At 48.9% G+C, this 11,628-nt stretch carries 12 protein-coding genes; 9 read left to right on the forward strand and 3 right to left on the reverse strand.

The window, feature by feature from the left end:
• Positions 1-127: 127 nt before the first annotated feature.
• Together FH968_RS05725 and FH968_RS05730 are read right to left on the reverse strand one after the other, a co-directional pair.
• The gene (locus FH968_RS05725; protein ID WP_139878184.1) at positions 128-925 is read right to left on the reverse strand and encodes an SDR family NAD(P)-dependent oxidoreductase; all 798 of its coding nucleotides are present in this window, start codon (positions 923-925) and stop codon (positions 128-130) included.
• 284 nt (positions 926-1,209) lie between these two features.
• Positions 1,210-2,892 carry an aspartate:alanine antiporter gene (locus FH968_RS05730; protein ID WP_139878185.1) on the reverse strand — a complete coding sequence of 561 codons (1,683 nt, stop codon included), beginning with the start codon at positions 2,890-2,892 and terminating at the stop codon, positions 1,210-1,212.
• Between the two features lie 301 nt (positions 2,893-3,193).
• Here FH968_RS05730 and FH968_RS05735 point away from each other — a divergent pair, with 301 nt between their 5' ends.
• The gene (locus FH968_RS05735) at positions 3,194-3,559 is read left to right on the forward strand and encodes an inner membrane protein YbjM (RefSeq protein WP_139878186.1); all 366 of its coding nucleotides are present in this window, start codon (positions 3,194-3,196) and stop codon (positions 3,557-3,559) included.
• Between the two features lie 40 nt (positions 3,560-3,599).
• On the opposite strand, the gene FH968_RS05740 is transcribed toward FH968_RS05735, so the two are convergent.
• The gene (locus tag FH968_RS05740; RefSeq protein WP_139878187.1) at positions 3,600-3,872 is read right to left on the reverse strand and encodes a GrxA family glutaredoxin; all 273 of its coding nucleotides are present in this window, start codon (positions 3,870-3,872) and stop codon (positions 3,600-3,602) included.
• A gap of 181 nt (positions 3,873-4,053) precedes the next feature.
• Between FH968_RS05740 and FH968_RS05745 the strand changes: the two genes are divergently transcribed.
• The 8 genes from FH968_RS05745 (at position 4,054) to potF (ending at position 11,510) form a co-directional block, all read left to right on the forward strand.
• Entirely contained in the window at positions 4,054-4,353 is a 300-nt protein-coding gene (locus FH968_RS05745) for a YbjC family protein (protein ID WP_139878188.1), read from the forward strand.
• A complete protein-coding gene (nfsA, locus tag FH968_RS05750; RefSeq protein ID WP_139878189.1) occupies positions 4,337-5,059 on the forward strand; it encodes an oxygen-insensitive NADPH nitroreductase in 723 nt (240 codons plus the stop codon). The genes FH968_RS05745 and nfsA overlap by 17 nt, the downstream gene beginning before the upstream one ends.
• A gap of 157 nt (positions 5,060-5,216) precedes the next feature.
• Positions 5,217-6,050, forward strand: coding sequence for a xanthosine phosphorylase (gene xapA, locus FH968_RS05755; protein ID WP_139878190.1), 834 nt, complete (start codon positions 5,217-5,219; stop codon positions 6,048-6,050).
• A 43-nt stretch (positions 6,051-6,093) separates the two neighbouring features.
• Positions 6,094-7,350, forward strand: coding sequence for a nucleoside permease (locus FH968_RS05760; RefSeq protein ID WP_139878346.1), 1,257 nt, complete (start codon positions 6,094-6,096; stop codon positions 7,348-7,350).
• Positions 7,351-7,416: 66 nt separating this feature from the next.
• Positions 7,417-8,334, forward strand: coding sequence for a LysR family transcriptional regulator (locus tag FH968_RS05765; RefSeq protein WP_139878191.1), 918 nt, complete (start codon positions 7,417-7,419; stop codon positions 8,332-8,334).
• Between the two features lie 64 nt (positions 8,335-8,398).
• On the forward strand, positions 8,399-9,301 hold the full coding sequence (gene rimK / locus FH968_RS05770; protein ID WP_139878192.1) for a 30S ribosomal protein S6--L-glutamate ligase: 903 nt from the start codon (positions 8,399-8,401) through the stop codon (positions 9,299-9,301).
• 110 nt (positions 9,302-9,411) lie between these two features.
• Entirely contained in the window at positions 9,412-9,891 is a 480-nt protein-coding gene (locus FH968_RS05775) for a YbjN domain-containing protein (protein ID WP_139878193.1), read from the forward strand.
• Positions 9,892-10,397: 506 nt separating this feature from the next.
• A complete protein-coding gene (gene potF / locus FH968_RS05780) occupies positions 10,398-11,510 on the forward strand; it encodes a spermidine/putrescine ABC transporter substrate-binding protein PotF (RefSeq protein WP_139878194.1) in 1,113 nt (370 codons plus the stop codon).
• Positions 11,511-11,628 lie beyond the last annotated feature (118 nt).

An 11,628-nucleotide genomic window follows, 5' to 3' on the forward strand; every position in this document is an offset into this window, starting at 1 on the left:
ATAATAAAAACCAACTCATACAACCTGATTGATAAAAATAACGCGTTACTTTTTTATCGATCGATTAACCCATTGGTGAGGAGAGGCGGAAATAGAGTGATTGCCAATATTTTCCGCCTCTAGCGCATCAGCTGGTTGTTGTACCAGCAGTCATGTTGACCACCGTTGCTGTCATTGCGCCTGCATGATCCGATGCCAGAAATGTCATGAGTTCGGCAACTTGTGAAAGTGTTGGCAGACGCTTGAGCATAGTGCTTTGTGCAGCACCACCAAGCCACTGTTCCACCGTTAACCCCATTTCCTGTGCCTTTGGCGCAAACACTTCGCCGGTATAGGATCCTGCTTGAACCGCACCAGCAATCGCATGAGACCGAACACAGATGACGCGAATGTTCCTGGGGCCAAGTTCGCTGGCAAGAGCCTTGACGAATGCTTCAATACCCGCGCAGCCGACGATATGGCCGAGGTGTCCTGGAATTGCCATTGTGCCTGCGGGAGCAACGACCGTCAGGATGGTTCCCGCACGTTCACCGCCCATGTGGGGAATAACCGCTTTTGAAATGTTGAATTGTGCAGTAAGGAACGGATCTATTCCCTGCATGAATTCGGCCAGGGATAATTCCTCGATTCCTTTGCCCTGGTTATGCATAAAACCCGTTGCGTTGACCACTAAGTCAAAACCATTGGTTTGTTGGGCAAGGCGCGCAATTCGTTCGCTTGTGGACTTCTCGTCGAGTACGTCAATGACGAATGTCTCGGCCATTCCACCTGCCGTGCGGATTTCGCCAGCAACACGGTCCAGCTTATCTTGATTACGTGCAACAAGATGCACATGCGCCCCTTCGCGTGCCATGGTATGCGCAATTGCACCGCCAATCGCACCGCTTCCACCGAAGATCACAGCTACTTTGTCTTTAACCAACATCGCGTATTTCCTCATCAGCCCACATCATTAAAAATTATGTGCAATACACGCTTTGCGCAAACGGGTGATGAAGGTAAGTTCAGAGGCGAAGCCGCGGATAATTCGAAAGCTTCATGAATTTCAGGCAATAAAAAACCCATCAACCTTGAACCAAAGAGGCGGGGTTGATGGGCTCCACAAATTGGGGACATCAAAGAAAAGCAGTGGCACTAATTAAGACTTTGCCCCCGGCAAAAAGTTCGCTCTTTCTTAAAAAAATATTTTTTCTTTGTCTGTGGCATGGATCACAAACCGGGCCATATGATTACTATAAGAGTCCCGGCCAACGTTAACAACACGTTAGCGATAGCGTAAGTTCCGGCGTAGCCAAGTGCTGGAATATTGCTGCGTGCGGTGTCGCTGATGATTTCCATTGCTGGTGCGCAAGTACGTGCGCCCATCATTGCGCCAAACAGCAATGCGCGGTTCATACGTAAAACATATGCGCCGAACAGGAAGCAGATAACGACTGGGACCAGACTGACGATAAGCCCTGCTACCAACATTTGCCCGCCAACTGCCCCTAAACCATTGCCAATGCCGCTACCAGCACTCAGCCCTACGCCCGCCATAAAGACCATTAGACCAAACTCTTTCACCATATTCAGCGCACCTTGCGGGATGTAGCCGAAAGTAGGGTGGTTGGCTCGCAAGAAGCCCAGCATGATCCCCGCAAACAGCAAGCCTGCTGCGTTACCGACACCAAAACTGAAGGAGCTAAACTGGAAGGTGATCATGCCGATCATCAAGCCAATAATGAAGAAGGCACAGAACGCGAGCAGGTCGGTAATCTGGCTGTGAATCGAGATAAAGCCGATACGCTCTGCCACTGTTTTCACACGACGAGCATCGCCGCTCACCTGCAATACGTCACCTTTGTTAAGCACAATACTGTCATCAATAGGCATTTCAATCTGGCTGCGGATTACACGGTTCAGGAAACAACCGTGATCGGTCAGCTTTAATTGCCCAAGGCGACGCCCCACTGCATTGTGGTTTTTCACTACTATTTCTTCAGTAACGATGCGCATATCCAGCAGGTCACGGTCGAAAACTTCTTTACCGTTACGGAAGCTTGGATCAAGACGTGAATGTGCATCTGGATAGCCCACAAGTGCGATTTCATCACCTTTTTGCAGCACCGCGTCACCATCCGGGTTTGCCAGAATGCCATTACGACGAATACGTTCGATGTAGCAACCAGTCTGGCGGTAAATGCCCAGCTCACGCAGATTTTTACCATCAGCCCAGGCAACCAGTTCAGAACCCACCCGGTAAGCACGAATTACAGGCAAGTAAACTTTGCGTGCCGCGTCTGTATCAAGACCACGTTCACGGGCGATTTGTTGGGCGCTGGTTTGTAAATCCTGGTGCTGAAGTTTAGGCAGGTAACGTGCGCCGACAATCAGACTGACCAGACCGATAAGATAGGTCAGTGCATAGCCAAGGCTCAGGTTGTCTAATGAAGTGGCTAGCTGAGCTCCGGTGACCCCAGAATGGCGCAAAGTATCACCCGCACCGACGAGCACCGGGGTGGAGGTCATCGAACCTGCGAGCATACCGGCGGTGAGGCCAATATCCCAACCGAAGAACTTCCCTAATCCTAAAGCCAGCAGCATGGCAGTTCCGACCATCACCAGTGCCAGCATCAAGTAATTTTTGCCATCGCGGAAGAAAATTGAAAAAAAGTTGGGTCCAGCTTCCACGCCAACACAAAAAATGAACAACATGAAACCCAGATTTAGAGCCTCTGTGTTAATAGAGAAATGTTGTTGGCCGAGCAATAAAGAGACCACTAAAACACCAATGGAATTACCCAGTTGGACTGAACCAAGGCGTAATTTTCCCAGGCATAATCCTAAGGTCAGAACAACAAATAATAACAGGATGTAATTCCCGCTTAACAAATCTGCGACGTTTATATTCACGAAGGATAACTTCTTGTTTACGAGTAACTTGTTGAAAGAGATGGTTTTTTGGGTTAGGGTTTCTACTAATTACGACGTAATCTAATGTATTTTCTCTGCATTAAAATATCCAGTGCGCAGACCTGATAATAGCCATTAGTTTAATCTTAATGAAGTTTAACGGCTAGTAAGAATATTGTACTAATTGCACTACGTATTTTTAGCATGGATTGCTAAGACTTTATCTGACTGGGGCAGGGTTCTGCTGGCAGAACCGTAAATTTAAGTTCGATACAAGCGATCGTCAGGGGGATGCCTGTTCATGCGTGGACAACGTTGGTTTGGGATTATTTGTTGCTTCGTGTTGTTTGTTGGCGTGTTTCTTTCTCAGAAACTCAGTGTTGTCAATAGCTACGCGGGTGATAGGCACTCAGATTGGGGGTTGTTGTTTTTTATCCTGCCGGGTGTTATCGCTAGCGTGTTTTCACGCCATGGCCGAGTGATCAAACCGCTGATTGGCGCAGTCCTGGCCTCACCGCTTTGTCTGTTAATCATTCACTTTTGGTTATCGCCAACGCGAACGTTTTGGCAAGAAATGGCCTGGATGTTTAGTGCGGTGTTTTGGTGTGCTCTTGGAGCATTGTGCTACTTGTTTGTGCGTAGTGTGCTCCGCCGTCAGCGGCGATAAAAAAACCGGCTCACTGAGCCGGTTTTTTTTGGTCTGTTGCTTATTCCGCGTTCTGGAACAAATTCAGATGTTCTTTAGCGTAAGCTTCGAAATCAGTGCAACCGCCAATGTGTTTCTGATCGAGGAAAATCTGCGGTACGGTTTCAACAGGTTTACCAACAGTTTTTTCCAGATCGGCTTTGCTGATCCCTTCCGCATGAATATCAATATAGCGGAAGTTGAAGTCGTCACGTTCAGCGGTCAATTTCTCAGCCAACTCTTTAGCACGAACGCAATATGGGCAGCCAGGGCGGCCAAAGATTACTGCAAACATGGAAACTCCTTTATTTTTTGAAGCCGAGCGAACCGGCGAATGGCAACTATAATGCCGCTAACCGCCAGGAATGAAAAGAAGGTCTTGCCTGTTAGTTTGATATTTGCCACCTATGACATCGGCGTAAAAAGGAGGGGAATCAGGTTATACTGGACCGACAATTGCCTCTGGAGACAAGCGGATGCGTTCACTCGGTGCACTCCCGAAACCGGTATTAATCCTCGAAGTTATCGGTATTGCTTTTTTACTAATTTCCTATCTGTCCCTGAATGGTTACGTGGCATTGCCCGCCCCTGTAGGGAGCGCTACAGCAGCTATTGTCATGGTGTTTTTGGGCATTGCGCTAATGCTGCCAGCAGCAGCTTTCATGGTATGGGCGATGGCTCAAAACGTTGCGCCGTTGCTCACTAAAGACCATCCTCGACTCGATAAATCTCTTTCAGACAAACCAAAGGATAAACGCGATGACGCCGACCATTGATCTGCTGCGTTCACACCGTTCCATTCGTCGTTATACCGACGCGCCAATCACCGACGAACAGCGTGCAGCGATTGTTGCCAGTGCTCAGGCGGCCTCCAGTTCCAGCTTTTTGCAATGCAGTTCGATTATTCGTATTACCGATAAATCCTTGCGTGAACAGCTTGTTCCGCTGACAGGTGGCCAACAGCATGTGGCGCAGGCGGCAGAGTTTTGGGTATTCTGCGCCGATTTTAATCGCCATCTGCAAATCTGCCCGGAAGCGCAACTGGGGCTTGCGGAGCAATTGCTGCTTGGCGTAGTTGATACGGCGATGCTGGCACAAAATGCTTTTACGGCTGCGGAATCGTTAGGTTTAGGTGGTGTATACATCGGCGGTATTCGTAACAGTATTGAAGCCGTCACCGAATTATTGGCTTTGCCAAAACATGTTCTGCCGCTCTTTGGCCTGTGTCTGGGCTGGCCTGATGAAGACCACGGCATCAAACCGCGAATGCCCACCGCCATGATAATGCATGAGAATTGCTATCAGCCGGTTGATGCAAAAGAGCTGGAACAGTACGACGAAGAGATGGCGCAATACTATCTTTCGCGTGGCAGCAACACACGTCGCGATACATGGAGTGACCATATTCGTCGCACTATCATTCGAGAAAACCGACCTTTCATTCTGGATTATCTACATAAGCAAGGTTGGGCAACTCGCTAATCGGCCAGGCGGTGACGACGGCTGTCATCGTCGATCAATACATTTTTACTATCAATCACCCGGTCAAACGGTATTGGTGAAGCACAGTTGTCAGTCGGTATAACAGAGTAAGTAACGCTTAACCTGATTAATTCGACATAAAGACAAGGAGCACCCAATGCCGATGACCACACTTGATAACTCCCCGTTTTACTCCGCAGACATTATCCGTTCCCGCATTAATGGGCTTGTGCCACGCGTAGCTTTCATTTTGGGTTCTGGCCTTGGTGAGCTGGCTGAAAAAATCGAACAGCCTGTCGTTTTTCCGTATAACGAGTTACCCGGTTTCCCGGTTAGCACCGTACACGGCCATGCGGGTGAGTTGGTTGTAGGAATGCTAGCAGGCGTGCCGGTCGCTTGTATGAAAGGGCGTGGTCACTTCTATGAAGGGCGCGGTATGTCAGTGATGACTAACGCAATTCGTACCTTCAAATTGCTGGGTTGTGAAATCCTGTTCTCAACCAATGCCGCTGGTTCATTGCGCCCTGAAGTGAGCCCTGGCAGCTTGGTTGCGCTGAACGACCATATTAATACCATGCCTGGCACACCGATGGTTGGCCCTAACGACGACCGTTTCGGTGAGCGTTTCTTCTCTTTGGCAAATGCGTATGACGCCGATTATCGTGGCGTATTGCAGCAGGTGGCTAAAGAGCAGGGCTTCCCACTGACTGAGGGTGTGTTTGTTTCCTATCCTGGCCCGAACTTTGAAACAGCAGCAGAAATCCGCATGATGCAAATCATCGGCGGTGATGTGGTTGGTATGTCTGTGGTGCCTGAAGTTATCAGTGCTCGCCATTGTGGCCTGAAAGTGGTTGCGGTTTCAGCGATTACTAACCTAGCAGAAGGCCTGGGCTGCGTGCAACTTTCTCACGCGCAAACCCTGGCAGCTGCGGCACTTTCGCGCCAGAACTTCATCAATCTGATCTGCGGTTTCCTCGGCAAACTCGCCTGAGGCACTTCCAACATACCGGGTAAAACACATGGCTATTAACTGTATGGCGATTCAACCGCGCTTGAAAATCATGTTGTTTTTGCAGTACTTCATTTGGGGTGCCTGGCTGGTTACGCTTGGCTCTTACATGATTAATACCCTCGGATTCCGAGGGGCAGATGTGGGCATGGTCTACAGCACCAAAGGTATTGCCGCATTATTAATGCCGGGGATTGTCGGTATTATTGCTGATAAATGGCTGCCTGCGAATCGTGTGTATGCGCTCTGCCACCTGGTGTGTGCGGTAATGTTGGCTTGGGCGGCCAGCATTAACCAGCCTGGGTTGATGTTTTGGATAATGTTGGGTAACGCAATGGCGTTTATGCCAACTATTGCTCTGTCCAATACCATTTCTTATGCCAGTCTCGAAAAAGCTGGTCTGGATACTGTCAGCCATTTCCCACCGATCCGCGTCTTTGGCACCATAGGCTTCATTGCTGCAATGTGGACCGTGAGCCTGATGCGCCTCGAGCTTAGTAATCTTCAGCTGTATATTGCAGCTGGAGCCTCGCTGGCATTGGCGCTGTACTCACTGACGCTGCCAACGATTCCTGTCGCGAAGGGTGGGGCATCTCGTACCTGGGTTAGCCGGCTGGGATTAGATGCTTTCGTCTTATTCAAAAATCCACGCATGGCTGTTTTCTTCCTGTTCGCCATGTTATTAGGTGCAGTACTACAAATTACCAATACCTTCGGTAACCCATTCCTGCATGATTTTGCTCGTCAGCCTGAGTTTGCGAATAGTTTTGTGGTGCAGTATCCATCACTTTTGCTTTCGGTTTCTCAAATGTCGGAAGTGGCGTTTATTCTCACTATTCCATTCTTCCTGCGTCGCTTTGGAATTAAGCAAGTGATGTTAATGAGTATGGTGGCTTGGGTGTTGCGTTTTGCACTTTTTGCGTGGGGTGACCCTTCTGCGTTTGGCTTCGTACTATTGCTGCTGTCGATGGTGGTGTACGGCTGTGCCTTTGATTTCTTCAATATTTCCGGTTCAGTGTTTGTGGAACAAGAAGTTGACTCACGAATTCGTGCCAGTGCTCAGGGGTTGTTTATGACGATGGTTAACGGCATTGGCGCTTACCTCGGGGCAATTCTCAGCGGATACGTCGTGGATTACTTTAGTGTTGATGGTGTCAAAGACTGGACCACAATTTGGCTGGTGTTCGCCGGATATGCTTTAGTGCTGGCGGTAATTTTCCACTTCAGCTTCCAGTATCGCCACAACCCATCGCTCAAGGCTTCGGCACCGGTCGCACATTAGCAGTCGCCTGGATTACAGCAAGCAGCATGAGTGATAACGTATGGGGCTGCCAGCAAAGGGAGCCCCATGACTATTTCACAGCGAACTTACCGTACCGATTTAAAATTGCTGCGCTATTTTCAGGCAGTGGCGGAAGAGCTGCATTTCGGTAAAGCAGCCGCGCGGCTAAACATGTCCCAGCCACCGCTCAGTTTCCACATCAAAGAATTAGAATCTCAGCTCGGTACGGTTTTATTTATTCGTCATTCACGAAGTGTTGCACTGACCTATGCTGGGGAGATATTACTGGAAGAAACCCGCCGTCTGCTGGATAGCGCTAACCTGGCATTAGCTCGCGTCGAACAAATTGGGCGTGGTGAAGGTGGGCGTATTCATCTCGGAATTGTTGGCACCGCCATTTGGGGCGGATTGCGTCTTGGGTTACAGCAGTTTATTGCTGATTTCCCCGCCATCGATATCTTGTTCCGTGAAAAGTCACCAGGCGATCAGATTTCTTTGATAGAACGCCATGAAATTGACGCGGGTATTTGGCGTATGGAAACCAATCCACCACCTGGTTTGCGCAGCGAAAAACTTCATGACGCTACATTCTTAGTCGCTTTGCCGGAAAAGCATCCGCTAACTAAACAATCCGCTATTGATATTGAGCAATTGCGACACGAAGCCTTTGTCACCATGACTGCAGTGCATTCTGACTGGACCTTCTTGCAAGGTGTTTGTCGTGAAGCCGGGTTCTTACCGCGAATAGCCAGAGAAGCAGTTGAGCCGCAGACCGTACTGGCGCTGGTCAGCATCGGTATGGGGCTGACGATAATGGCCGACAGCTACGCGCAAATGAACTGGCCGGGTGTTACGTTTCGCCCGCTGATTAAAGCGATCCCCGCAGATCTGTATGTGGTGTACGACCCGCATCATCTGGCATCCACAACGCGTCATTTAATTGATGTGTTAAAACAGTCGCCGGATACATTGCCCGTTCGTTGAAACGTAATGGCAGTGCTATGATGTTCGCGCTGTCATTATTGGACTGGAAGCGCTGAGGTGTAAGGTGAAAATCGCCATTTTATCCCGGGATGGAACGCTTTATTCTTGTAAACGTCTACGTGAAGCGGCGTCTCGCCGTGGTCATGTCGTCGAAATTATCGATCCCCTTTCTTGTTATATGAACATCAACCCGGCCGCCCCGTCTGTGCATTATAAGGGTCGTCAACTTCCTCATTATGATGCAGTCATTCCACGCATCGGTTCAGCGATTACCTTTTACGGCACCGCCGTTTTACGTCAGTTTGAGATGCTGGGAAGTTATCCGCTCAACGAATCTGTGGCGATTACTCGTGCGCGTGACAAATTGCGCTCATTACAGCTAATGGCGCGACAAGGAATTGATTTGCCGGTAACCGGTTTTGCACATTCCCCGGATGACACCAGCGACTTAATCGACATGGTTGGCGGTGCGCCGTTGGTAGTGAAGCTGGTGGAGGGCACGCAAGGGATTGGTGTGGTGCTGGCAGAAACACGACAGGCGGCTGAAAGCGTGATTGATGCGTTTCGTGGCCTGAATGCGCATATTCTGGTGCAAGAGTATGTGAAAGAAGCGAAGGGCAGAGATATTCGCTGTCTGGTGGTGGGCAATACTGTAGTGGCCGCTATTGAGAGACAGGCCAAACCGGGTGATTTCCGCTCTAACTTGCACCGTGGCGGTGTGGCAAATCAGGTCACGATTACGGAACGCGAACGTGAAATTGCGTTACACGCAGCCGCAACGTTGGGGCTGGATGTTGCCGGGGTCGATATCTTACGTGCCGAACGTGGCCCACTCGTTATGGAAGTTAACGCATCCCCTGGTCTTGAAGGCATTGAAAAAACGAGCGGCGTGGATATTGCCACGTTAATGATCAAGTGGATTGAGCAGCAAGCACAGCCTGGCTACTGTCTGAAAACGGGCGGCTGATGCCGAGCATCATGGCAACTGGGCGCATAATAATAGTATGAGGCGCTTTTTTTGCGTAAGCTATGGCGCGACTCATCCACCCCCCCCCTTTAGAAGAGGCTACGGCATTTATGGATTCACTCGTTGTCCCTACTCTGGACATCTTACGCCGCTGGCTTGACGATATCGGTGTGACCATTTTCGAGTGCGATACTTGCCAGGCGCTCCATCTGCCGCATATGCAGAATTTTGATGGTGTCTACGATGCGAAAATCGACCTGGTCGATGATATCGTCTTGTTTTCAGCTCTGGCAGAGGTAAAGCCTTCCGCTTTGCTGCCCCTGGCATCAGATCTTTCGTCTATTAACGCCAGTTCGCTAACAGTGAAAGCGTTTTTGGATATTCAGGATGATAATTTACCTAAACTCGTGGTTTGCCAGTCACTGCAGGTATCAGTCGGAATTACCCGCGAACAGTTCGCAGCCTTTGTTAAACAAAGCGAAGAGCAAATCTCGATGGTTATTCTGGAAGCCTGTGCAAACCAGTTGCTCTATATCTCTGAAGACGAAGAGCAAGACGGCACAATTATTCAAACCCACTTTCTACACTAATCGTTTCATTCTTAACCGCAGCGGTTGCCAAAACCGCTGCGTTCCGCGATTTTTTATTCTGCCTTAACAGTATTTATCCAGCATTATTCTCGCCAATAGAGCCAGTTCTGGGCTACAGCATAGACGTATTATTCTTAAAAAATTGATATAAGGCGCTTTTTTACCTGGGCTATAGTCACTAACTCTGGCTACAGTTATTCTTGCGGAACGCTTAAAGCGTGCAACGTATGCAGGGGGGATTCCATCCTTTTTTCACTGCAGTTTGAATAGAGATGCATGATTCTTGCATGTAACAAATGCGGAAATTAAATGCGTATACCCGTAATACTTCAAGTTGTTGGTGCGTTGGCTACGCTCGCTCACCCGAATCACTTACTACAGTAAGCTCATCGGGATTCGCTTTCTTGCCGCCTTCCCCCAACTCGAATTATTTTGGGTAAAAAGTTTGATTGAGTAAATTATGCTCGCGAAAGCGAGATTTACCCTTTATTCAGAAGGAATGAAATATGTTCGCCCAACGTAAAAAATTGTTGTCGGGTGTGGTGGCGGGTTTGTTGATGGCAGTTTCTGTCACCACGTTTGCCGCTGAACAAAAGACGCTGCACGTTTATAACTGGTCAGATTATATCGCGCCGGACACGCTAGAAAACTTCACCAAAGAAACCGGTATTAAAGTGGTATATGACGTTTTCGACTCCAACGAAGTGTTGGAAGGGAAGTTGATGGCGGGCAGCACGGGTTATGATCTTGTAGTGCCATCTTCACAATTCCTTGAACGTCAGGCTCAGGCCGGTATTTTCCAGCCTCTTGATAAAAGTAAATTACCGAATTATAAAAATCTCGATCCAGAAATGCTCAAGTTGGTGGCGCATAACGACCACGACAATAAATACGGCATTCCCTACATGATGGTTACTACGGGGATTGGCTATAACGTCGATAAAGTTAAAGCGGTATTGGGTAAAGATGCGCCGGTTAATAGCTGGGATCTAATTCTGAAACCAGAAAACCTTGAGAAGCTGAAAAGCTGTGGTGTTTCCTTCCTCGATGCACCGAGTGAAGTTTACGCCAGTGTGCTGCATTATCTGGGCAAAGATCCTAACAGCACCGATCCAAAAGATTACACCGGTGCAGCGAACGATCTGCTGCTAAAACTGCGCCCGTCGATCCGCTATTTCCACTCATCCCAATACATCAACGATTTGGCTAACGGCGACATCTGCGTAGCGATTGGTTGGTCCGGCGATATTCTCCAGGCGGCAAACCGTGCTAAAGAGGCAAAAAATGGCGTGAATATTGCTTATACCATTCCTAAAGAAGGCGCGATGGTTTACTTCGATATGTTCGCTATGACAGCTGATGCGAAAAATAAAGACGAAGCGTATCAGTTCCTGAACTATTTGATGCGACCAGATGTAGTAGCGAATATCAGTAATCACGTTTATTACGCGAATGCGAATAAAGAGTCGACTCCGCTGCTGAACGCTGAGATTCGTGATAACCCGGGAATATATCCACCCGCTGATGTGCGTGCCAAATTGTTCACCCAGGGCGTGCAATCGCCAAAAGTTGATCGTGTGATTACCCGTGCGTGGACTAAAGTTAAAACTGGGAAATAAGTAAACCTGTTAGAGAGTTAACACGGGCTGCAACGGGGTAGCGCACCCAAATGGTGCGTGTGCCCCAATACGGACAGAGGCTCCTGGCCTCTGTCTCGTTATGAGTACGGCAACCGGG

Source organism: Buttiauxella sp. B2 (genome assembly GCF_006376615.1).
Classification (GTDB): domain Bacteria; phylum Pseudomonadota; class Gammaproteobacteria; order Enterobacterales; family Enterobacteriaceae; genus Buttiauxella.